The 20,880-nt window shown below is 62.7% G+C and carries 20 protein-coding genes and 4 tRNA genes; 4 read left to right on the plus strand and 20 right to left on the minus strand.

The features are described 5' to 3' along the window. Positions 1 to 2: 2 nt before the first annotated feature. Together CSQ95_RS26310 and CSQ95_RS26315 are read right to left on the minus strand one after the other, a co-directional pair. Positions 3 to 380, minus strand: coding sequence for a VOC family protein (locus CSQ95_RS26310; protein ID WP_099411623.1), 378 nt, complete (start codon positions 378 to 380; stop codon positions 3 to 5). Continuing rightward, complete coding sequence (locus CSQ95_RS26315; RefSeq protein WP_099411624.1) at positions 377 to 1,168, minus strand: alpha/beta fold hydrolase; 792 nt, start codon at positions 1,166 to 1,168, stop codon at positions 377 to 379. The genes CSQ95_RS26310 and CSQ95_RS26315 overlap by 4 nt, the downstream gene beginning before the upstream one ends. Positions 1,169 to 1,508: 340 nt before the next feature. Here CSQ95_RS26315 and CSQ95_RS26320 point away from each other — a divergent pair, with 340 nt between their 5' ends. After that, positions 1,509 to 1,892 (plus strand): hypothetical protein, encoded by a 384-nt coding sequence (locus CSQ95_RS26320; RefSeq protein ID WP_257218231.1) that lies wholly within the window; start codon positions 1,509 to 1,511, stop codon positions 1,890 to 1,892. A 151-nt stretch (positions 1,893 to 2,043) separates the two neighbouring features. Here CSQ95_RS26320 and CSQ95_RS26325 read toward each other — a convergent pair. Then, positions 2,044 to 2,119 (minus strand) — tRNA-Asn (locus CSQ95_RS26325). Between the two features lie 270 nt (positions 2,120 to 2,389). Here CSQ95_RS26325 and CSQ95_RS26330 point away from each other — a divergent pair. Further along, positions 2,390 to 3,097, plus strand: a complete 708-nt coding sequence (locus CSQ95_RS26330; RefSeq protein ID WP_099411626.1) for a GntR family transcriptional regulator — start codon at positions 2,390 to 2,392, stop codon at positions 3,095 to 3,097. Positions 3,098 to 3,167: 70 nt separating this feature from the next. Here CSQ95_RS26330 and CSQ95_RS26335 read toward each other — a convergent pair whose 3' ends face one another. The 8 genes from CSQ95_RS26335 to CSQ95_RS26370 all read right to left on the minus strand — a co-directional run bounded on the left by CSQ95_RS26335 (position 3,168) and on the right by CSQ95_RS26370 (position 10,165). Continuing rightward, a complete protein-coding gene (locus CSQ95_RS26335; RefSeq protein WP_070311893.1) occupies positions 3,168 to 4,466 on the minus strand; it encodes an NCS2 family permease in 1,299 nt (432 codons plus the stop codon). A gap of 99 nt (positions 4,467 to 4,565) precedes the next feature. Continuing rightward, the gene (locus CSQ95_RS26340; protein ID WP_070224166.1) at positions 4,566 to 4,967 is read right to left on the minus strand and encodes a GtrA family protein; all 402 of its coding nucleotides are present in this window, start codon (positions 4,965 to 4,967) and stop codon (positions 4,566 to 4,568) included. Between the two features lie 143 nt (positions 4,968 to 5,110). Further along, positions 5,111 to 6,589 (minus strand): cytochrome c, encoded by a 1,479-nt coding sequence (locus CSQ95_RS26345; RefSeq protein WP_257218232.1) that lies wholly within the window; start codon positions 6,587 to 6,589, stop codon positions 5,111 to 5,113. After that, positions 6,586 to 8,244 (minus strand): GMC family oxidoreductase, encoded by a 1,659-nt coding sequence (locus CSQ95_RS26350; protein WP_099411627.1) that lies wholly within the window; start codon positions 8,242 to 8,244, stop codon positions 6,586 to 6,588. Before CSQ95_RS26350 ends, CSQ95_RS26345 begins: the two co-directional genes overlap by 4 nt. After that, a complete protein-coding gene (locus tag CSQ95_RS26355; RefSeq protein ID WP_099411628.1) occupies positions 8,241 to 8,900 on the minus strand; it encodes a sugar dehydrogenase complex small subunit in 660 nt (219 codons plus the stop codon). Before CSQ95_RS26355 ends, CSQ95_RS26350 begins: the two co-directional genes overlap by 4 nt. 348 nt (positions 8,901 to 9,248) lie before the next feature. Beyond that, positions 9,249 to 9,551: a hypothetical protein gene (locus CSQ95_RS26360; RefSeq protein ID WP_205602266.1), complete on the minus strand. Its 303-nt coding sequence runs from the start codon at positions 9,549 to 9,551 to the stop codon at positions 9,249 to 9,251. 138 nt (positions 9,552 to 9,689) lie between these two features. After that, positions 9,690 to 9,765 (minus strand) — tRNA-Asn (locus tag CSQ95_RS26365). Between the two features lie 73 nt (positions 9,766 to 9,838). Continuing rightward, positions 9,839 to 10,165: a Dabb family protein gene (locus tag CSQ95_RS26370; RefSeq protein ID WP_070224169.1), complete on the minus strand. Its 327-nt coding sequence runs from the start codon at positions 10,163 to 10,165 to the stop codon at positions 9,839 to 9,841. 202 nt (positions 10,166 to 10,367) lie between these two features. Here CSQ95_RS26370 and CSQ95_RS26375 point away from each other — a divergent pair, with 202 nt between their 5' ends. Beyond that, positions 10,368 to 11,306 carry an alpha/beta fold hydrolase gene (locus tag CSQ95_RS26375; protein ID WP_257218233.1) on the plus strand — a complete coding sequence of 313 codons (939 nt, stop codon included), beginning with the start codon at positions 10,368 to 10,370 and terminating at the stop codon, positions 11,304 to 11,306. A gap of 12 nt (positions 11,307 to 11,318) precedes the next feature. Here the strand turns inward: CSQ95_RS26375 and CSQ95_RS26380 are convergent, their stop codons facing one another. The 4 genes from CSQ95_RS26380 to CSQ95_RS26395 form a co-directional block, all read right to left on the minus strand. Continuing rightward, positions 11,319 to 12,065 (minus strand): alpha/beta hydrolase, encoded by a 747-nt coding sequence (locus tag CSQ95_RS26380; RefSeq protein WP_099411630.1) that lies wholly within the window; start codon positions 12,063 to 12,065, stop codon positions 11,319 to 11,321. A gap of 186 nt (positions 12,066 to 12,251) precedes the next feature. Further along, positions 12,252 to 12,327, minus strand: a tRNA-Asn gene (locus CSQ95_RS26385). A 136-nt stretch (positions 12,328 to 12,463) separates the two neighbouring features. Beyond that, a tRNA-Asn gene (locus tag CSQ95_RS26390) sits at positions 12,464 to 12,539 on the minus strand. Positions 12,540 to 12,670: 131 nt separating this feature from the next. Further along, complete coding sequence (locus tag CSQ95_RS26395; RefSeq protein WP_175444695.1) at positions 12,671 to 13,885, minus strand: amino acid aminotransferase; 1,215 nt, start codon at positions 13,883 to 13,885, stop codon at positions 12,671 to 12,673. A 112-nt stretch (positions 13,886 to 13,997) separates the two neighbouring features. Between CSQ95_RS26395 and uvrB the strand changes: the two genes are divergently transcribed. Then, entirely contained in the window at positions 13,998 to 16,085 is a 2,088-nt protein-coding gene (gene uvrB / locus CSQ95_RS26400; RefSeq protein ID WP_099411631.1) for an excinuclease ABC subunit UvrB, read from the plus strand. Between the two features lie 135 nt (positions 16,086 to 16,220). Here uvrB and denD read toward each other — a convergent pair whose 3' ends face one another. Genes denD through ltnD form a run of 5 tightly spaced genes read right to left on the minus strand, consistent with a single transcriptional unit; the run spans position 16,221 to position 20,867 of the window. Continuing rightward, positions 16,221 to 17,192: a D-erythronate dehydrogenase gene (gene denD, locus CSQ95_RS26405; RefSeq protein WP_099411632.1), complete on the minus strand. Its 972-nt coding sequence runs from the start codon at positions 17,190 to 17,192 to the stop codon at positions 16,221 to 16,223. A 2-nt stretch (positions 17,193 to 17,194) separates the two neighbouring features. Further along, the gene (gene otnI / locus CSQ95_RS26410) at positions 17,195 to 17,986 is read right to left on the minus strand and encodes a 2-oxo-tetronate isomerase (RefSeq protein ID WP_099411633.1); all 792 of its coding nucleotides are present in this window, start codon (positions 17,984 to 17,986) and stop codon (positions 17,195 to 17,197) included. 17 nt (positions 17,987 to 18,003) lie between these two features. Further along, positions 18,004 to 18,648 carry a 3-oxo-tetronate 4-phosphate decarboxylase gene (gene otnC, locus CSQ95_RS26415; RefSeq protein ID WP_099411634.1) on the minus strand — a complete coding sequence of 215 codons (645 nt, stop codon included), beginning with the start codon at positions 18,646 to 18,648 and terminating at the stop codon, positions 18,004 to 18,006. Further along, on the minus strand, positions 18,645 to 19,946 hold the full coding sequence (gene otnK / locus CSQ95_RS26420; protein ID WP_218963655.1) for a 3-oxo-tetronate kinase: 1,302 nt from the start codon (positions 19,944 to 19,946) through the stop codon (positions 18,645 to 18,647). Before otnK ends, otnC begins: the two co-directional genes overlap by 4 nt. Before the next feature lie 21 nt (positions 19,947 to 19,967). Then, positions 19,968 to 20,867 carry an L-threonate dehydrogenase gene (gene ltnD, locus CSQ95_RS26425; protein WP_099411636.1) on the minus strand — a complete coding sequence of 300 codons (900 nt, stop codon included), beginning with the start codon at positions 20,865 to 20,867 and terminating at the stop codon, positions 19,968 to 19,970. Between the last annotated feature and the right edge of the window lie 13 nt (positions 20,868 to 20,880).

The following is a 20,880-nucleotide window of genomic DNA, read 5'->3' on the forward strand; positions in this document are numbered from 1 at the left end:
CCTCAGGCGCGCTCGGACACTTCGATCAGGTTACGGTCCGGGTCGCGCAGATACACGGAGCGGATGGGCCAATTGGCGCCCGTGCGGGACACTGGTCCTTCCTCGATGGCAATGCCCAGCGCCGCCAGATGGGCGATGAACACGTCCAGCGGCACGGCGGCGATGAAGCACAGGTCCAGCGCGCCGGGCGTGGGCAGGTCCGCCTTGGGCAGGAATTCCTTGCCGGCTTCATGCAGATTGATCTTTTGCGCGCCAAACTTGAAGGCATGGCGGCCGGCGCCGAACGTTTCCAGCTGCATGCCCAGCACGCGCGTATAGAAATCGATGCAGGCCGGTTTGTCGCGGGTGGTCAATACCAGGTGATCGAGGTGGTCTATCATATAGTTTTCGGGTGAGCGGCCGCGTCCATGCGGCCTTGCAAGAAACCTTCCATCAGCGCCAGCAATGCCTGCGGCTGCTCCTGGTGCGGCGTATGCCCGCACTGCTCGACCATGGCGGGCATGGCGTTGAGGGCCTGCGCCACGATCGTGTCGACCTGGGCCGCGCTGCCATACTGGTCCTCGCTGCCCTGCACCACCAGCGCCGGGCATTCGACGGAAGGCAGCAGGTATTCGATGTTCCAGAACTGGAAACCGTAGCTGAGCCAGGTGTCCGACCAGGCCTTGAAGATGGTTTCCGTCTTGTCGCCATGGTATTTCGCCAGCGCCCGCAGCTTGCCCGCGCCAAACGCCGCGTCCGCCACGCGGATACCATCGAGCGTGATGCCTTCGACAAACACGTGCGCCGCCTCGGTAATGATGCCGCGCAAGCGCGGCGGCTGCTGCGCCGCATAGATCAGGGCGATGCTGCCGCCATCGGAGTGGCCGACGAGAAAATGATCCTGCCCCGGCAGCAGTGCCGCCAGCACTTGCGGCAGTTCGCACAGCGCGTAGTCGTGCAAATAATGGAGTTGGCGCCGCGCCGCCAGCGGCGACGACCGCCCATAGCCATGACGGTCATACAGCAAGCCGCGGCACCCCGTCGCCTGGCATAGCTGCGCGGGAAAATCTTTCCACATCGCACAGCAACCGAGTCCTTCATGCAGGAATACCAGGCAGGGCTTGACGGGGTCGCCTTCGATCAGTTCGTAATAGATATCGGTTTCGGCACTCAGGTTCAGTATCGGCATGGGCTAGGCTCGCAACGGGTTCCGTCTCGGCAGGTCGGCTGGGCCTATTGTGCCATTGTCCTGCGCCGCATGCGTGGCGGCCCCGTAAAAATAGCCTGGGGGAAAATATCTTGCCGCCTGCTTGCAAGGTGTTTGCGCCAGCACAATCGCACGCTGCTTTTCCGGCGGCCCAGCGCGCTTTCCGCCCCTGCGTATGCCTAGAATGAATTACTCCAACAGCATGGAGCAGGCGGCTACCTTATCAGCCAGGACGTGACACTGGCCGTCACGGCAGCACAGATAGGGCGTCTTGCCGCACGACGACAGGCGCGGCGTCCAAACTATCGATCAGGAGTACATCATGGAAATGAAAGTAGAACATCGCACCGGCAGCAACCTGGCACTGGATGAAACCGATACGCCGATGGAGCAGGAAGGCCAAAGCGCCCAAGGCGCGGCCGCACAGGACTTGAACCTGAGTCCCGCCGCCTTCACCACCTACTATACGTGGACGGCCAATGGCGTGCATCCTTCGGTCAACTTCGTCAATGCCAATGTGCACGCCAATTCGCGCGTATTTCTCAATATCAGCGAATATGGCGCGAATCCCCAGGACCGTTTCATCGGCGCCGCCCGCATGGCCGTGTATAACATCGCGCCATACAACGGCGGCTTCCGTGCCTGGGTAGAAATCTCCTGGGGCAGCCCGCTCAAGGTGCGCTTCGACGTGTTTGTCGATCCCTGATCCGGGCATCATTGCGCGTACCCCCGCCACCAGCGGGATGGCATCGCGCAGGCCGTTGATACACTGACGGCATGGCAAGCATGGATGAAAACCATGCGCACATGACAAAAGGGCCACGTGTTGCCACGTGGCCCTTTGCTGCTGCTTGTTCTGGCTCCCCGACCTGGACTCGAACCAGGGACCTGCGGATTAACAGTCCGTCGCTCTACCAACTGAGCTATCAGGGAAAGGAGGCCGAATTATATACGTCAAAATTTCCCATGTCCAGTCGTTACTACATGGTTGCTGCATAGCCAGCAAAACAGGCAGCCAGGGAGCATGCCTCGCCAGGCGGCAGGCCCCGTCTGCACGCCGCCAGGCAAGATAGTAGAATAGCCATGCCTTGCCGATACGCAAGGCGCACAACGGCATGCCGGCAGCGGGGCGTCAACCACGCCGCCGCGCGGACATGCGCTTGCAAGGTTCGCCTTGCCCCTGGCTGACTGCTCTTACCCGACATGACAGAATCAAGCGCAACCCTGGTAGACAAGGCCGGCAGCGGCGACAGCTCGGCAGAAATTGCCGAACATATGGCGGCCGCCATCGTGGCGCGCCAATTGCCGCCCGGTACGCGGCTGCGCGAAGAGGCGCTGTGCCGGCTGTATGGCGTCAGCCGCACCAAGATACGCGCCGCCCTGCTGATTCTCTCGAAAGACAAACTCATCCGCATGGTGCCCGACAAGGGCGCCTTCGTCAGCCAGCCCACCGAAGCGGAAGCGCGCGACATCTTTGCCGCGCGGCGCATCATCGAAGCGGCCCTGGCGCGCGAATTCGTCGCGCAGGCCAAACCTGCCGACTACAGGATGCTCGATCGGCACCTGAAAGCGGAACGCCTGGCGCTGGCGCAAGCGACGCCGCTGCGCTCGCAACTGCTGGGCGACTTCCACGTCTTGCTGGCCGATATCGCCGGCAACGCCGTTCTGCGCGACATCGTGCGCGAACTGGTGGGCCGCAGCTCGCTCATCACCATGCTGTACCAGTCGGGTCACGCGGCCGCCTGCTCGTGCGACGAACATGGCCGCTTTCTCGATGCGGCACGCAGCGGCGACGCCGATCTGGCGGCGCGCCTGATGGTCGAGCACCTGGCGCATGTGGAAGCGGCCTTGCGCTTCGACGGCAGCGCCGGCGACGCCAAAAAAGACCTGGTGGCCGCGCTGCTCATGTAAGCGGCGCCAAAAGCAAAAGGCCGCCCTGCTGATGCACGGGCGGCCTTGTCACTGCTTGCAGGCAAACTTGCTATTCGCCCAGGTAGATAAACTTGAACAGGAAGATGGCGGCGATGATGTAGGCCACTACCGATACCTGCTTGCCCTTGCCCGTCAACAGTTTCAATACCGCATAGGTGATGAAACCGAAGGCCACGCCGCTGGCCACCGAATACGTAAACGGCATCATCAGCGCCGTGATGGCGGCCGGGATGCTTTCCGTGCTGTCATCCCAGTCGATATACGTCAGTTCGCGCAGCATCAGGCAGGCCACGTACAGCAGCGCGGGCGCCGTCGCGTACGGCGGCACCGTGTGCGCCAGCGGGGCGAAGAACAGGCTGCCCAGGAACAGCAGCGCGACGGCGACGGCCGTCAAGCCCGTGCGGCCGCCCGCCTGCACGCCGGCAGCGCTTTCGACGAAGGCGGTGGTGCTCGACGTGCCCAGGCAGGCGCCGGCGGCGATCGCCGTGCTGTCGGCCAGCAAGGCCTTGTTCATGCGTTCCATCTTGCCGTCTTTCAACAAACCAGCACGGTTGGCCACGCCCATCAGGGTGCCCGTCGCATCGAACAGTTCAACCAGGAAAAATACCAGCACCACGTTGACGATGCCGATCGACAGCGCGCCCATGATGTCGAGCTTGAACAGGGTCGGTTCGATGGCGGGCGGCGCCGAGACGATGCCGTTGAACTGGTTGCCGCCAAAGAAGAAGCTGGCGACGGTGATGGTGAGGATGCCGATCAGGATGGCGCCCGGCACTTTCAGGCGGTCCAGCGCAACGATGATGAAGAAACCGAGGATGGCCAGGATGGGCGCCGCCTGGTGCAAGTCGCCCAGCGCGATGATGGTGGCGGGGTTCGATACCACCACGCCCGCGCTTTTCAGCGAAATGATGGCCAGGAACAGGCCGATACCGACCGTAATGGCCGTGCGCAGCGCGGGCGGGATGCTGTTGATGATCATCTCGCGTATCTTGAACAGGCTGACCAGAATGAACAGGCAGCCGGAAATGAAGACGGCGCCCAGCGCCACTTCCCAGCTCATGCCCATGCCCTTGACCACCGCATACGAAAAATACGCGTTCAAGCCCATGCCCGGCGCCAGCGCGATCGGGTAGTTCGCGTACAGGCCCATGATCAGGGTGCCGATGGCGGCCGCCAGGCAGGTGGCGACAAACACGGCGTCTTTCGGCATGCCCGCGTCGCCGAGGATGGTCGGATTGACGAAGATGATGTAGGCCATCGTCAGGAACGTGGTCAGGCCGGCCAGCAGCTCCGTGCGCACATTGGTCCCGTTGTCCTTCAGTTTGAAATAGCGTTCCAGGAACTGCATGATTAACCCCTTGTTTTGGTAAAACCGCGCGCCTGGTCTTGGACTATGCGCATCTTTTTTTCTTGCAACAACTACTTACTTGCTTACTTGCTTACTTGATTACTTGCCTGGCGCGCCGGCCGGCTTGAAGGCCCACCAGCGGCTGCCCGCGAAATTCCAGACCAGCCCGATGCCCGTCGCCAGCACCTGCGCCAGCCAGTAATACCAGCCCAGCTGGTGTACCAGCAGCCACATCAGGCCCGTATTGATGCACCAGCCGATGCCCAGCAGGGTGAAATACTTGGACGCCGCCTCGCCATGGCCCTTGTCGCTTTTAAACGTGAAAAAGTAATTCAGGAGGTAGTTGACGACGGAACCGAGGATGTAGCCGATGCCGGACGCGGCGGCGGCGCTGATGCCCGCCCATTCCACGCCACCCCACAGCACGCTGTATTGCACGGCCGTGCCGGAAGCGCCGACGGCGGCGAAACGCAAGAATTGGTGATGCAGGGAATGGGACATTGTCAATTTTCAAATGAACGATAGCAGGGTCGGGCCAGAATAAAAAATGGCTACGATTGCTCGTAACCATTTTTCAGCCTGCATTTTACTGCAAGTTGCGCCCAACGTTCATATTCGCCGCCGATACTCCACGGCTCCGATGCCTATTTCTTGACTTGACGGCGCCGGCGCAGCCACACAAACAGCGCGATCAGCAACAAGATGGCCGCGATGCCGCCCGGCAGCATGAACGGTTGCGCCCGCGCCAGCACGGGTTTTTCGCCGCCGCTGCGCGCCTGCGCCACGTAGGCAGGCGTCACCGACACCTCCGGGTTGCCGTACTGTTTCAGCACGTAATTGGCGATCGAAGCGATCTGCTCATCCGTCAAGGGCTGCACGTACGAGCGCTGGTCGAAGCGGGGCATGAAGGCTTCGTGCTCTTCCCCTTCGATCTTGCGCTCGACGCCAAACAGGATGGCCGAGACCAGGTTGGCCGGCGTATTGCCGCCCGTCGCCGTGTTGTTGAACAGGGCCGGATAACTTTGCCCCGTGCTGCCGGCGCCGCTGGCCGAATGGCAGCTGGCGCAATAGCCGGAAAACAGCACGGCGCCGCTATTCAAGGAATGGCGCTCGGTGGCGCCGGCCATGCCGCGCAATGCCGCTTCCTCGCTGGCGGCGCTGCCATGGCTGAAGGCAGCCTTGGTCTGCCCCGGTGCGCGCACAGGCGGCACCGTGCGCAGCCAGGCGACGATGGCGGCCACGTCGTCGTCGCGCAAAAATTGCAGGCTGTTCTGGATGGCTTCGGCCATGCCGCCCGCCGCCTGCCCCTTGCCTTCCACGTGGCCCGTCTTCAGGTAGGCCGTGAGCTCCGCATCCGTCCACGCGCCGATGCCGCTGACCTTGTCGGACGTGATGTTCGGCGCATGCCAGGAGCCGAGCGCGGCACCCGCCAGGGTCTGGCTGCCGATTTCCGCCATCAGCGCGTTGCGCGGCGTATGGCAGGCGCTGCAGTGCGCCAGCCCTTCGGCCAGGTAGGCGCCGCGGTTGATCTGCGCGCTCTTTGCCGGATCGGGCACGAAGCGTTTATTGTCGAGGAACAAGGTGTTCCAGCCCAGCATGGACAGGCGCACATTGAACGGGAATGGCAGGGCCGTCTGGCGCGCCGGCTCGTCGACGGGTTTGACTGCCTGCATGAAGTAGTAATACAGGTCGCCCACGTCCGCATCCGTCAGCTGCGCATAGCTGGTGTAGGGCATGGCCGGATACAGATGACTGCCATCGGCGCGCACGCCTGCGCGCAGGGCGCGTGCAAAGTCGGCCTCCGTGTAATGGCCGATTCCGCCTTTTTTCGATGGCGTGATATTCGTGGCATAAATCGTGCCCAGCGGCGAATCGATGGCGTAGCCGCCCGCATACGGCTTGCCGCCCGCTGCCGTATGGCAGGCCATGCAATCGGCCGCGATGGCCAGGTAGCGGCCCCGCTCCAGCCGTGCATCGGGCTTGGCGGCTGTGCTTGCGGCCGGCGCGGCCGGACGGTCCGGCGTCAGGGTGACGGGCGGCGCCGGCGGCACAGGTGGTAAAGCACGCGCGGCCAGCGGCAAGCCGGCCGCCAGGGTCAGGCCCAGCAAGAAACGGCGCATCATGCAGCCTCCCTTGCCAGGGTGCGGGCGATGTCGTCGGCCGCGCGCAAGCCGAGCGCGGCCATGCTGAGGGTCGTGTTGACGACGCTGGCCGACGGCATGGCGCCGCCGCCCGGCAGCCACAGGTTGGCGTGGTCGTGGGCGCGGCAATTGCCGTCGACAACCGAATCGGCGCGATTGCTGCCCATGATGACGCCGCCCATGATGTGGTTATTCGCGTTCAGGCTGTCGGTGATATGGAATTCCACGGCGCCGAACAGCTTGCCGATGTGTTCGAGCTGCGCATGCGCGGCCTTCGCGCCATTGCGCACGTAATCGCCCACGTCATAGTAGATGTCGGGACAGGCCAGGCCCAGCGGGTCGTTGCGCGTCTTGCTCAAGGTCAAACGGTTGTGCGCTTCGGGCAGCGGTTCCAGGCTGATCGACAGGTCGACGCCGAACGCGGCGCGGCGGCGGATCTCGTCGTCGAGATCCTTCCCCACCAGGCCCAGCTTCAACGACTGCTGCGTAGCAGGTCCCACCCTGGTGATATTGTTCAGGATCATCTTGTTGGCCGAATACTGCGCGCGGAAGGCGCCGTCGCGCGGGCCCACCAGACAGCTGCTCTGCGCGGGGCCACGGCCCGTCCAGATCGGTTCATTGGCCAGGAAGGTACAGTGGAAACCCGAGTGGTCCATCATGTTGCGGCCGACTTGATCCGAACTGTTGGCGATGCCGTTCGGATTGTTCTGGTTCGCCGCCAGAAGCAGCAAACGGGGCGTTTCGATGCCGTTGCAGGCGATGACGAAGGCCTTGCCCGTCGCCATGTGCGACTGTTTCTTGGCGTCATACCAGTGCACGGCGGTGACGCGATTGTTCTGGTCCGTGTCGATGCGGTAGACGACGGCCTCGGCCAGCACGCCCGCGCCTTTCAGCTCGGCCCGCTCGACGTGGTGGATGCCGTTGTACATGGCGCCGATGGGGCAGATCGGCTGGCAATTGTTATTGCCGCAGCACGTGGGACGGCCCTGCCACGGACGCGTCGAGCGCCCTTGCGGAATCGGCACGGAACGGTAGCCGTGCGGGTTGACCACTTCGGCGAAGCGCTTGTCGCCATAGCCCCAGGGCACCATGTCCATCGGGTACGGCGCGCTGCGCTCGCTGGGCGACTGCAAGGCGGGATCGTTGGGGCCGGCCACGCCCATTTCCTGCTCGGCGCGGCAATAGTAGGGTTCCAGTTCCTCATAGGAAATGGCCCAGTCGCGCCCGACGCCGTAATCGCTCTTCATGCGCATGTCCGACGGCAAATGGCGCCAGCACGACGCGGCCCAATGCCAGGTCGTGCCGCCCACCGTGCGCAGATAGCCCTGCTGGAAACTGCTGCCGCTGGGACCGGACAATTCCACATAGTTATTCTTCGGGAAATACAGGGGCGCGGGCGCATTGTCCGCCTGCGGATACAGGCCCTGGAAGTCGGAACCGACGCGGTTCTCGAACGGCATGTTGCGCCAGTTTTCCACGGCTTGTCCCCGCTCGATGCGCAGGCCCGCTTCCAGCATGATCACGGAATGGCCTTGCGCGGCCAGCTGGTCGGCCATCATGGCGCCGACGACACCCGTGCCGACGATGACGACATCGGCGACGACGTCGCCATTACTCTTGAATTGGGGGGATTTCATTTTGCTTGCTTGCCTTTCGGTTCGGGAGTGCCGGTGGTGGCCGGGGCCGGTACGGGTTTGGGCGCCACGGGCGCGGAGACGCGCACGGCCGGCGGCGCCTTCAGCCACCACAGAGGGCCGTAATTGCAATAGGTCGGCACGACCTGGCCATCGGCCACCGTGCGGTACATCAAGGCTTCCGCATACGCGACGACGATGGACTTCGTGCCCTGCTCAGGATGGCCGGCGACGGTGCCCGTGTACCAGGCGGCAACGATGGCCAGCGCCAGCTCACGCAAAGCCGCATCGGCGGCGCTGGCGGCGGCCAGCAGCGCCTTGGCTTCCTGGCCCGTGACGAGCAGCGCGCCCAGTTGCGGCAAGCGCTCGGCGAAGCCGGGCACGTTCGTGCGCATGGCTTGCTCGATGCGCGCCGCCGTCGCGGCGGACAGATCGCGGTGGCCCGTGATGGTTTGCGACAAGGTGTAGAACAGCATCGTGGCGGGCGCCAGGCCGGGCGCCGGAGCGCTGGCTGGCGCCGGCATGGCGGCCGAGAGCGGATTGCTCCAGAAACCGGCCTGCGCCAGCAAGGCGGCCAGGCCGATCAGGGCGTGGCGGCGGCTGATGCGGGGAAGGGATGAAACGGATGTTGCAGATGGTTCGCTGCCTGGATAGTTCATGAGACTCCCGCAAGACTTGTTGTTTTATTGACTTCGATGATTGCGCCACATTGCATTTGCGCATAAATGGAACCGGTTCCACATTATCCTACAGAAGTAAATTGTCTGCCAATGTAGTATTACTATTGAGAATTTGCCCTGCGCGATGCCGGCATGGATGCCGGCTGTCTGCCCAGCAAGAACATGTGCTGGCCAGGGTCGGGATGGCGGCATCGCACGAGGGTGGCGCCCGGCGATATCGATGGCCATACGAGCCTCGTGCCGGTCAGGCTGTACCACGATTTATGGGGCCGCCTGGGCATCGCCCCCACGCCGGCACAGCTGCAGGCGCTGCGCACGGGGCAATGGTCACGGCGCCGCGGCATTTTCCTCGCGCCACTTGCGCACCATCTCGCTGCTGATTTCGCGTTCGTAGCAAATGGGGGCATAACCGCCCTTCCTGCTCCATGCGCTGCGTCCTCCGCAAGCGCTGCCATTCTTGGCGGCATGGTAGGGACAGGGGCAGCGCCCGGGATAGGCGGCAATCGACTCGGCGATGATCTGCTGCTTGACCTTCGCTTCGGATAAGGGCTGGCGTCCCTGGCCGCCGGCAAGGGGCGCATAGACGATGCCGGCGGCCAGCATCAGCACCAGGGCGCAGATATTCTTCATGGGAAGGCTTGTGTTCCTCGAGAGGCGGCAAATATGCCCTGCAAGTATGACAGATGCTTTTCGACACATCTGCGTGCAATGTCACAATGCAAAAAGCCCAACCGGTGAAGGCTGGGCTTTTCGATACTGCTGATGTTCTGGCTCCCCGACCTGGACTCGAACCAGGGACCTGCGGATTAACAGTCCGTCGCTCTACCAACTGAGCTATCAGGGAAAAGAGGCCGCATTCTATAGCGCAAATTTTCAGTTGTCCAGATTTACGCGAAAAAATTTATGCGCGGCGCCTCTCAGCCCGGATTTTCCTGCGGATGATAGTCGAACACGAGTACGCGGCCCAGCCATGGCTTAAGCAGCTCGACAAAAGCCTGGTGCGCGGCATGGGTCAGATACGCATCGCGCGCGCCCGTATCGGCAAAACTCAAGCTGAAGCAATCGGTAAAGCCGTCATCGAGACCTTCCGGGCTGACGTTCGGCCCCCATTCGAATTGCAGCACGCCGGGGATGCGATGTTTAAGCTGGGAAAATTCATAGACCAGCTCGGCATGCTTGGCCGGTGTGATGTCCTCAAGAAAATCACAGAGGACGATATGGCGCAACGGGATAGAACAGGTCATGGTGTCAACTCTCCTATGGGGTTGCATTCAGGATAGCGCAAAACGGGAAAAGACACAGGCCGCAGCCCGCCATGGCGCCACTGCGGACGCGCCGCAGATATTTTTATATGCAACATGTTATTCGGATAATATCTTACATGGCCACCCCATACCTGCCAGCAACCATCCATAACAGCCCATGACAAAAAACAGCATAATGGCCGTGTTATTCATCGCCTTGATTCCATTTTATGCATGTAAAGCACAACCCGTTCCGCTTGCCATCGACGCGCTGCTGACTCCCGACATTGGCGGGATAAAGCAGTTTGTGGAAATCAAAACAGATGACTCCAACAAGCCTGCTCTTCTCTTTTTATCGGGCGGGCCGGGAAGTTCGATGATGAAGAATGCGGATGCGTTTACTACCATCCTGAAAAAGAGATTTACGCTTGTGCAATGGGACCAGCGCGATGCAGGAAAAACCCTGAAACTGAATCCTTCGCCAAGCCAGCCTTCCGTCGCACAGATGGAGCAGGACACGTACCAGGTCATCACGTTTCTACAAAAAGAGCTCAAGCAGGAAAAAATATACTTGCTGGGCAGTTCCTGGGGCAACGTCCTGGGCTTTTATATCGTCAAGCATCATCCGGAACTGCTGCATGCCTATTTCGCGTCCAATCCTGTCGTGAGCCAGCTGGAAAGCGAGAAAGAATTGCTGAAAACCTTGAAAGCCCATTTCAAGGACAATGCCGTCGCCAGCCAGGAACTGGACAGCGTCAGTTTCCCGTTTGCAAGTGACGAAAGCATGTTTTATTTAAGGAAATGGCTTTTTTACAAGGATGGCAAGGAATTTGCCACAAGCGAGGGCTTCAAGACGGGCTTTCTTCAATGGTCGAAAACCTGGTCGCCAGTCTGGAACGAGGTCATGAACATCGATCTGCCCAGGACCTTGAAGAGCGTTGACTGCCCCGTGTATTTCTTCGTCGGCAAAAACGATATCCAGACCTCGACCAGGATCACGCAAGCGTATTTTGAAACATTGAAGGCGCCAAAGAAGGGGCTGTTTTTCTTTGACCATTCCGGGCATCAAATTCACCAGGATGAACCGGTGCAGTTCCAGGAAGCCATCATCAAGACATTGGATGCGGCGCCGAAGTCCTGATACGACGCCCCGTCACGGGAAGCCACTCCCGGAAGCCGACAGGCTGGCCTGGCCGCCGGCAATGCTGGCGGCGGCCTTGCGGATCAGCGTCGCCACCGCATGGGCTTGCGAAATGTAAATGGCATGGCTGCCGGCGACTTCGACCACCTTCGAGCCCGCGCGTTCGGACATCTTGCGTTGCATCGCCGGCGCAATCATCTTGTCCTCAGTCGCGACCAGGTACCAGCTGGGCTTGCTCCTCCACGCTGGCGCGCTGACCACGCCGGTCAGCGCGGCCACTCCCCAGGGCACTTGCGATACCGCCATGAAGCGGGCCTTGTCCCTGGGCACATCGGCCGCGAAGGCGGCCGCAAACTTTTTCTGGTCGAGCAACAGGAAGCCATCGTGCGGCGGCAAGATCGGCGGCACCGGTGCGCCAGGCGGGGCATTCTTCAGCAAGGAATCGACGGACTCGCCTTGATCCGGCACAAACGCCGCGATGTAGAGCAATGCCTTGACCTTGGGATCGTTCCCCGCTTGCGTGACCACGGCACCGCCATACGAATGACCAACGAGGACCACGGGACCCGGCGACGCGGCGATGACCCGTCCGGTCGCGGCCACATCGTCCGCCAGCGATAGCGTTGGGTTTTGCACAATGGCAACGTGACAACCCTCGTCACGCAGCGCCCGGTAAACGGCTTCCCAACCCGACCCGTCGACAAAACCGCCATGCACGAGCACGATCGTTGCCGACCCAACACTTGTGACCTCATCCATTTCAGCCCCTCCAGGAAGTTGAAGGCGATGACAGGCCTGCCGGCGCCTTGTCGCCTCCAGCATAGCGCCGGGTGCCTGGCGGCTTATGCGCGGGATCAAGAGTCATGACACGGATGCCTCATGCAGGCTCTGAAACGCAAAAAGCCCAACCGGTGAAGGCTGGGCTTTTCGATACTGCTGATGTTCTGGCTCCCCGACCTGGACTCGAACCAGGGACCTGCGGATTAACAGTCCGTCGCTCTACCAACTGAGCTATCAGGGAAAAGAGGCCGTATTATATAGGGCAAGCAAGCACATGTCCAGATTCCCCCAGGGAAATTTCTATCCCGGACAGCAGTTGCCCGCCGACAGCGCAAAAACAAAAAAGGCCACGTTTTTCAACGTGGCCTTCCGAATTCTGGCTCCCCGACCTGGACTCGAACCAGGGACCTGCGGATTAACAGTCCGTCGCTCTACCAACTGAGCTATCAGGGAAAAGAGGCAATATTATATGTCGCTTGTTCCATATTTGCAAGACGGATACTGCATCTTCACAAACACGGCCATCGCCGACTTTCTACTGCCATCCGCGCCGCACTTGCATGCAGCGCCGAAGAAGCAAGATCTTAAAGCACTTTGGCGATCGCGTCAATAACGATGTCGATGTTGCGCGAATTCAATGCTGCCACGCAGATACGGCCCGTGTCGACGGCGTAGATCGATTGCTCGCGCAGGGAAGCCACTTGTTCCTTGCTCAGGCCCGAGTACGAGAACATGCCGATTTGCTGGCGCACGAATTCGAAGTCGTGGCCTGGCGCCTTGGCTTTCAGCTTTTCCACGAAGGCATTGCGCATTTCGCGGATGCGCACGCGCATGCCGGCCAGTTCCTCTTCCCACAGCTGGCGCAGTTCCGGCGTGGCCAGGACGGTGGCGACCACCTTGCCGCCGTGGACTGGCGGGTTCGAGTAGTTGGTGCGCACGACGCGCTTCAGTTGCGACAGCAGACGGGCCGCCTCATCGGCGCTGGCGGCGACGACGCTCAGGGCGCCCACGCGCTCGCCGTACAGCGAGAACGATTTCGAGAACGAGTTCGACACCAGCAGCGGGCCGCCCGCGTCGGCAAAGCGGCGCACCACGGCGCCGTCTTCGGCGATGCCGTTGGCGAAGCCCTGATAAGCCATGTCCAGGAACGGCACCAGGCCGCGCGACGTGACGACGGCGATGATCTGGTCCCACTGGGCCACGCTCAGGTCGGCGCCGGTCGGGTTGTGGCAGCAGGCGTGCAGCACGACGATGGAACCGGCCGGCATGGCGTTCAGGCTGGCCAGCATGCCGTCGAAGTTCACGCCATGGGTGACGGCATCGTAGTACGTGTAGTTATTCACAACGAAACCGGCGTTCTCGAACAGCGCGCGGTGGTTTTCCCAGCTCGGGTCGCTGATGTAGACCTGGGCACCCGGCGCGAAGCGCTGCAGGAAGTCGGCACCGATCTTCAGTGCGCCCGTGCCGCCGATGGCTTGCACGGTGATGGCGCGGCGCTCTTGAATTACGGCGCTATCGGCGCCAAATACGAGTTCTTGCACCGCCTTGTCGTAGGCAGCGAGGCCTTCGATCGGCAGATAGGTGCGTGGGGCGGCCTGTTCGATCAGGATGGCTTCCGCCTTGCGTACGCAAGCTAACAGAGGCACCTTGCCGTTGTCGTCATAATAGACGCCAACGCCCAGATTGATTTTGGCGGGATTCTGGTCCGCGTTAAATGCTTCGGTGATGCCCAGGATCGGGTCGCGTGGGGCCATCTCGATGGCGCTAAACAGACTGGCAGAAACAGTTGGGTTCGTCATGATAAGATTGGATTCGATTGGAAGCAGGTTCACAGCGGAGTTGTAGACAGCGCCCCGAAATACAACGCCAGGGCCGCCAGCAGAGCACTATTCTAACAAAGGTCTGATTCACATGCCCGAATTATCTACCGCCAGCGAGGCGGAAAGCGCAATTATCTCTTTCCCGGACTCCCCCTTCAAGCTGCACCAGCCCTTCCCTCCGGCCGGCGATCAGCCCACGGCAATCGACCAGCTGTCAGAGGGGATTGCCGACGGACTGGCCTTCCAGACCCTGCTGGGCGTGACCGGTTCGGGCAAGACCTACACCATGGCCAACGTCATCGCGCGCACGGGCCGGCCCGCCATCGTCTTCGCGCCGAACAAGACCTTGGCGGCGCAGCTGTACAGCGAGTTCCGCGACTTTTTCCCGCAGAACGCCGTCGAATACTTCGTCAGCTACTACGATTACTACCAGCCCGAAGCCTACGTGCCGCAGCGCGACCTGTTCATCGAAAAGGACTCGTCGATCAACGAGCATATCGAGCAGATGCGTTTGTCGTGCACCAAATCGCTGATGGAGCGGCGCGACGTCATCATCGTCGCCACCGTCTCGGCCATCTACGGTATCGGTAATCCGAACGAATACCACCAGATGATATTGACCCTGCGCGTCAAGGACAGGGTCGCCCAGCGCGACGTCATCGCGCGCCTGATCCAGATGCAGTACACGCGCAACGAGGTCGATTTCGGCCGCGGCACCTTCCGCGTGCGCGGCGATACCATCGACATCTTCCCCGCCGAGCATGCGGAGCTGGCCGTGCGCCTGGAAATGTTCGACGACGAGATCGAATCGATCCAGCTGTTCGACCCGCTGACGGGCCGCGTACGGCAAAAGATCCCCCGCTTCACCGTGTACCCGGGCTCGCACTACGTCACGCCCCGCTCCACCGTGCTGCGCGCCGTCGAGACCATCAAGGACGAGCTGCGCGAGCGCCTCGAGTTCTTCCGCAAGGAAAATAAACTGATCGAGGAGCAGCGGCTGGAACAGCGCACGCGCTTCGACCTGGAAATGATGGCGGAGATCGGTTTCACCAAGGGCATCGAGAACTACTCGCGCCATCTGAGTGGCGCGCTGCCCGGCGAACCGCCGCCGACCCTGGTCGACTACCTGCCGGCCGACGCATTGATGTTCCTCGACGAGTCGCACGTGCTGACGGGCCAGCTGAGCGCCATGTATAACGGCGACCGCTCGCGCAAGACCAACCTGGTCGACTATGGTTTCCGCCTGCCGTCCGCGCTCGACAACCGGCCCTTGAAATTCGAGGAATTCGAACAGAAGATGCGCCAGACCGTGTTCGTCTCGGCCACGCCGGCCGAATACGAAAAGACCCACTCGGACCAGGTGGTCGAACAGGTCGTGCGCCCGACCGGCCTGGTCGACCCGCAGATCATCGTGCGTCCGGCCAGCAGCCAGGTGGACGACCTGATGTCGGAAATCGTCGAGCGCATCAAGAAGGACGAGCGCGTGCTGGTGACCACCCTCACCAAGCGCATGTCCGAGCAATTGACGGAATACCTGGGCGACCATGGCATCAAGGTGCGCTACCTGCACAGCGATATCGAAACGGTGGAGCGCGTGGAAATCCTGCGCGACCTGCGTCTGGGCACCTTCGACGTGCTGGTGGGGATCAACCTGCTGCGCGAGGGCCTGGACTTGCCGGAAGTATCGCTGGTCGCCATCCTCGACGCGGACAAGGAAGGCTTTTTGCGCTCCGAACGCAGCCTGATCCAGACCATCGGCCGCGCCGCGCGTAACCTGAACGGCACGGCGATTTTGTACGGCGACCGCATCACGGACTCCATGCGCCGCGCCATCGACGAGACGGAACGCCGCCGCGCCAAGCAGATCGCCTTCAATACGGCCAACAACATCATCCCGATCGGTGTGAAGAAATCGATCCGCGAAATGATCGACGGCGTCTACAGCCCGCAGGAAGCGCGCGAGACCCTGCAGGTGGCGCAGGAAGCGGCGAAATTCGAAGCGATGAGCGAGAAACAGGTCAGCAAGGAAATCAAGCGCCTGGAAAAACTGATGGTCGACCACGCCAAGAACCTGGAGTTCGAAAAGGCGGCGCAAGTGCGCGACCAGCTGCACATCCTCAAGCAGCAGCTGTTCGGCGCGCCCGGCACCGACAATGTGGCGTCGATACTGGGCAAATAAGCCCCACGCGCTGGCATGGCGCAGGTCGGATTAGATGGCTGACAGGCCAGCGCAATCCGACATCAGCACTTAAACCAACGCCAGCAATATTGTCGGATTACGCGGCGTGCCGCCGCTAATCCGACCTACGCGGCTTCATGCTTTCGCATCCTCGATATACGCACGGATGATGCTGGCGAAATCCGCATCGGCCGTCAAGCCCAGCGACTCGGCCCGTGCCGTGTCCCAGGCGCCGGGCCAGCTCTTGACGATGCGCTCGACGGCCGGATCGGGCGCATAGCTGATGCGGGCAACGACGTCCGCGCCGGCGACTTGTTCCAGCGCGGCGATCATCTCGCCCACGCTCACGCTCAAACCCGGCAAGTTCACCGTGCGGCTGGCGCCAAAGGCCTCGCCCGCCAGTTCGTGGCCGGCGATCAGCGAGGCGATGGCGCCGCGCGGCGACAGCAGCCACAATCGCAAATCGGTGGACACAGGGCAGACGGCCGCCTCGCCATTCAACGGTTCGCGGATGATGCCGCTGGCGAAAGACGACGCCGCCTTATTCGGCTTACCGGGACGCACGCTGATGGTGGGCAGGCGCAGCACGCGGCCATCGACAAAGCCGCGGCGGCTGTAGTCATTGAGCAGCAATTCGCCGATGGCTTTTTGCGCGCCGTACGACGATTGCGGGTTCAGCGCGGTGGTGTCCTGCACCACGTCCGGCAGCTTGCCGCCGTAGACGGCCACGGAGCTGGTGAAGACCACTTTCGGCTTGTGCCCCAGTTCGCGGCAGATATCGAGCAGCAAACGCGAGGCATCGAGGTTGATGCGCATGCCCAGCTCGAAATCGGCTTCCGCCTGGCCGCTGACGATGGCGGCCAGGTGGAAGATCGACGCGGTCTGCGCATCGATGGTGGCGCGCATCAAGGCGCCGTCGGCGATGTCGCCCGTGACCACTTTGACGCGCGCATCGTGGAAGTCATGCGCGGCCACCACGTCGACCAAAACCAGCTCGCTGATCGCTTGCAGCTGGCCGTGGCTGTCCGTCAAGCGGCCTTGCGCCAGCAACTGGCGCGCCAGGCGCTGTCCCAGGAAACCGGCGCCGCCGGTAATCAGTACTTTCATCTTCATGCTCCTTGTTTGTTGTTGTATGCAGCGAGCCAGCCCAGGCCATCCTCGGTGCGCCCGCGCGGACGGTATTCGCAGCCGATCCAGCCCTCGTAGTCGAGCTCGTCGAGCAGCCTGAATAAATACGGGTAATTGACTTCGCCATCGTCCGGTTCATTGCGGGCCGGGACGCTGGCGATCTGCACGTGGCCGATGCCGTCGAAGTTGTTTTGGAACGTCATGGCGATATCGCCCTCGACGATCTGCGTGTGATAAAAATCCATCTGCACCTTGACGTTGGGCGCGCCCGACTCCAGGCGCAGCGCATGGCCCTGCGCCTGCGTGACGAGGAAATAGCCGGGCATGTCGCGCCCGTTGATCGGTTCGATCAGGAGCTCGATGCCATGCTCGCCCACGGCTTTCGCCGCGTACCGCAGGTTGGCCAGGTAGGTGGCGCGGTGCAGGGCGAGGTCGGCGCCCACGGGCAGCAGGCCCGCCATCATGTGCACGCGCGGCGTGCCCAGCGCCAGCGCATATGCGATGCCCTGTGCCACGCCAGCGCGAAATTCCGCTTCGCGGCCCGGCAGCGAGGCGATGCCCCGCTCACCGGCCGCCCAGTCGCCCGGCGGCAGGTTGAACAGCACGTTCTGCAGCTTGTTTTCGCGCAGCCAGCCGGCCACTTCCTGCGGCGCGTGATCGTAGGGGAACAAAAATTCGACGCCCGTGAAACCCGCTTGCGCGGCGGCGGCAAAGCGCTGCGGGAAAGGCACTTCATTGAACATCATGGTCAGGTTGGCGGCAAAACGGGGCATGCGTGTCTCCTTGAATTCTATAGTTCGAGTTTGAATGTCTGCTTCAGATCCGCGATCTGCGCCGCGTCGAGCGGACGCGTGGGCACGTCGCGCAGCAGCAAAAACAGCTTGGCCGTCTCTTCCAGTTCCTCGGCCGCATACACGGCCGCTTCCAGGCTCGTGCCCGACACGACGGGACCGTGATTGGCCAGCAGCACGGCCGAGTGCTTGCGCGCCATGGCGCCGATCGCGCCCGCCAGCGCCGGGTCGCCCGGACGGTGATACGGCACCAGCGGCAAGCGCCCCACCTTCATCACAAAGTATGGCGTGAGCGGCGGGATGCAGTCGTCATGGTTCAAGCCGCACATGCACGACACGGCGGCCGAATGCGTCGAGTGCAGGTGCACGATGGCGCCCGCGCTGCTCCGCTCTGCGTACATGGTGCGGTGCAGGAACGCCTCCTTGGACGGCGGCGCTCCGCTGATCAGCTTGCCATCCCAATCGAGCTTGGACAGCTGCGCGGGATCGAGCCGGCCCAGGCTGGCGTTCGTCGGCGTGAGCAGCCAGCCGTCGGACAGGCGCACGCTCAGGTTGCCGCTGCTGCCCGCCGTCAAGCCCCGTTCGAACAGCGACTTGCCGAAGTCGACGATCAGCTCGCGCTGGCGCGATTCCGTGGTGCTCATGCCAGCACCTGCCAGGCTTTGCTGAAGAAATCCACGGTGCCGAAATTGCCGGACTTGAGGGCCAGCGCCAACGGTGCCCTGCCTTCGTCGCCCGGCGCGGGCAAGGCTTGCGTCCACGGCACGCCGGGGTCGATCTCGGGGCCGATGCGCAAGCCCGCGACGCCCAGCGCCTTCACCACGGCGCCCGAGGTTTCGCCGCCGGCGACGATCAACTGGCCCACGCCGAGGCGCACCAGGCCCTGCGCGATGGCGGCCAGGGTTTCCTCGACCAGGGCGCCGGCACGCTCCACGCCCAGCTGCGCCTGCACGGCGCGCACGGCGTCCGGCGTGGCCGTGGCATAGATCAAAATGGGGCCTTGCGCCAGGTGCTGATTCGCCCAGGCCAGCGCCTGCTCCACCACGGCGTCCACCACCTCGCCGCCCGCGGCCAGTTGCAAAGGGTCGACGTGGAAGGACGGCGCCAGTTCGCGCAGGTGCGCCACCTGCTGCTGCGTGGCCACGGAACAGCTGCCCGAGATCACGGCGCGCAATCCGGACGCCGGCGGCAAGCGCCCTGCCTGTCCGGCATGCGATGGCGACAACTGGCCCCGCTGGCGGAAATTCTGCGGCAATCCCAGCGCGATGCCGGAGCCGCCCGTGATCAGTTTCAAGTCGGCGCAAGCGGCACCGATGGCTTCCAGGTCGCGGTTCGACACGGCATCGACGACGGCGAAATGGCAGCCCTGGCCGCGCAAGTCCGTGAAGCGCTGGGCGATGGCGGCCGCGCCCTTCTCCACCACACTGTAATCGGCCAGGCCCACCTTGGCCTGCACCTGCTGCTGCAGCACGCGCACCAGGTTCGAATCCGTCATCGGCGTCAGGGGATGATCGCGCATGCCAGATTCGGCCAGCGGCACGTCGCCGACGAACAGGTTACCCTTGTAGATGGTGCGGCCATTCGCGGGAAACGCGGGGCAGGCGATCGTGAAGTCCGTGTCCAGCGCCCGCATCAGTGCTTCCGCCACGGGGCCGATATTGCCGCGCGGCGTGGAGTCGAACGTGGAGCAGTACTTGAAGTAGAACTGGCGGCATCCGGCTTGCTGCAGCCAGGCCAGCGCGGCCAGCGATTCGGCCACCGCCTCTTCCGGCGCATTCGTGCGCGACTTGAGGGCGATGACGACGGCGTCGACGTCAGTCGGCGGCGGACCTTGCGGCACGCCGATCAGCTGCACCGTGCGCATGCCGGCCTTGACCAGCATGCCGGCCAGGTCGGTGCCGCCCGTGAAATCGTCGGCGATACATCCCAGTAATACAGTCATCATGATTCCTTTTTGATTCAGTTACGCTTTCGTCGGCAGATCGATACCGGGAAAAGTTTTAATCACGGCCGCATCGTCCTCGCCGCCAAAGCCAGCGGCCGACGCCTGCATGAACATCTGGTGCGCCGTGGCCGACAGGGGCAGTGGAAAGACGCTCTTTTTCGCGTAATCGAGCACGATGCCGAGGTCTTTCACGAAAATATTCACGCTTGATAACGGCGTATAGTCGCCCTTCAAAATGTGCGGCACCCGGTTCTGGAACATCCAGGAACTGCCGGCGCTGTTTGAAATGACTTCGTACAAGGCATCGGCGTCGCAGCCGGCGCGCAAGCCCAGCGCCATCGCTTCGGCGGCGGCGGCGATGTGCACGCCGGCCAGCAGCTGGTTGATCATCTTGACTTTCGAGCCCTGCCCCGGCTGCTCGCCCAGGCGGTACAGCTTTGCACAGATGGCGTCGAAAATACCGGCGCAAGCGTCGAACGCATCGGGCGCGCCGGCCGCCATCACCGACATCTCGCCGGCTTGCGCCTTGGCCGCGCCGCCGGAAATGGGCGCGTCGATGAAGCGCAGTCCCATGGCCGCCAGGCGCGCACCGAGCGCTTCGGCAAATTCGGGCGCCACGGTGGCGCAGGCGATGACGACGCTGCCCGGCGCCAGGGCGCTGGCCGCGCCGTGTTCGCCAAACAGCACGGCTTCCGTCTGCTGCGCATTGACGACGACGATCAGCAAGGCTTGCACCTGCGCCGCCAGCGCGGCCGGCGATTGCGCCGCATGGGCGCCCTTGTCGACCAGCGTTTGCACGGTTTCCGGGCGCACGTCGCAGGCATGCACGTCGAAGCCCGCGCGCAGCAACGATTGCGCAATGCCCATGCCCATGGCGCCCAGGCCGATCACGCCCACTTTTTTCATTTCCACGTTCATCTGCTACTCCAGT

The organism is Janthinobacterium sp. BJB304 (assembly GCF_002735765.1).
Lineage (GTDB): Bacteria > Pseudomonadota > Gammaproteobacteria > Burkholderiales > Burkholderiaceae_D > Janthinobacterium.

What these genes read in the sequence shown, in the direction of transcription:
- CSQ95_RS26310 (WP_099411623.1), bottom strand. Translation starts at nt 380, where the DNA reads ATGATAGACCACCTCGATCACCTGGTATTGACCACCCGCGACAAACCG.
- CSQ95_RS26315 (WP_099411624.1), bottom strand. Translation starts at nt 1,168, where the DNA reads ATGCCGATACTGAACCTGAGTGCCGAAACCGATATCTATTACGAACTG.
- CSQ95_RS26320 (WP_257218231.1), top strand. Translation starts at nt 1,509, where the DNA reads ATGGAAATGAAAGTAGAACATCGCACCGGCAGCAACCTGGCACTGGAT.
- CSQ95_RS26330 (WP_099411626.1), top strand. Translation starts at nt 2,390, where the DNA reads ATGACAGAATCAAGCGCAACCCTGGTAGACAAGGCCGGCAGCGGCGAC.
- CSQ95_RS26335 (WP_070311893.1), bottom strand. Translation starts at nt 4,466, where the DNA reads ATGCAGTTCCTGGAACGCTATTTCAAACTGAAGGACAACGGGACCAAT.
- CSQ95_RS26340 (WP_070224166.1), bottom strand. Translation starts at nt 4,967, where the DNA reads ATGTCCCATTCCCTGCATCACCAATTCTTGCGTTTCGCCGCCGTCGGC.
- CSQ95_RS26345 (WP_257218232.1), bottom strand. Translation starts at nt 6,589, where the DNA reads ATGATGCGCCGTTTCTTGCTGGGCCTGACCCTGGCGGCCGGCTTGCCG.
- CSQ95_RS26350 (WP_099411627.1), bottom strand. Translation starts at nt 8,244, where the DNA reads ATGAAATCCCCCCAATTCAAGAGTAATGGCGACGTCGTCGCCGATGTC.
- CSQ95_RS26355 (WP_099411628.1), bottom strand. Translation starts at nt 8,900, where the DNA reads ATGAACTATCCAGGCAGCGAACCATCTGCAACATCCGTTTCATCCCTT.
- CSQ95_RS26360 (WP_205602266.1), bottom strand. Translation starts at nt 9,551, where the DNA reads ATGAAGAATATCTGCGCCCTGGTGCTGATGCTGGCCGCCGGCATCGTC.
- CSQ95_RS26370 (WP_070224169.1), bottom strand. Translation starts at nt 10,165, where the DNA reads ATGACCTGTTCTATCCCGTTGCGCCATATCGTCCTCTGTGATTTTCTT.
- CSQ95_RS26380 (WP_099411630.1), bottom strand. Translation starts at nt 12,065, where the DNA reads ATGGATGAGGTCACAAGTGTTGGGTCGGCAACGATCGTGCTCGTGCAT.
- CSQ95_RS26395 (WP_175444695.1), bottom strand. Translation starts at nt 13,885, where the DNA reads ATGACGAACCCAACTGTTTCTGCCAGTCTGTTTAGCGCCATCGAGATG.
- uvrB (WP_099411631.1), top strand. Translation starts at nt 13,998, where the DNA reads ATGCCCGAATTATCTACCGCCAGCGAGGCGGAAAGCGCAATTATCTCT.
- denD (WP_099411632.1), bottom strand. Translation starts at nt 17,192, where the DNA reads ATGAAAGTACTGATTACCGGCGGCGCCGGTTTCCTGGGACAGCGCCTG.
- otnI (WP_099411633.1), bottom strand. Translation starts at nt 17,986, where the DNA reads ATGCCCCGTTTTGCCGCCAACCTGACCATGATGTTCAATGAAGTGCCT.
- otnC (WP_099411634.1), bottom strand. Translation starts at nt 18,648, where the DNA reads ATGAGCACCACGGAATCGCGCCAGCGCGAGCTGATCGTCGACTTCGGC.
- otnK (WP_218963655.1), bottom strand. Translation starts at nt 19,946, where the DNA reads ATGACTGTATTACTGGGATGTATCGCCGACGATTTCACGGGCGGCACC.
- ltnD (WP_099411636.1), bottom strand. Translation starts at nt 20,867, where the DNA reads ATGAACGTGGAAATGAAAAAAGTGGGCGTGATCGGCCTGGGCGCCATG.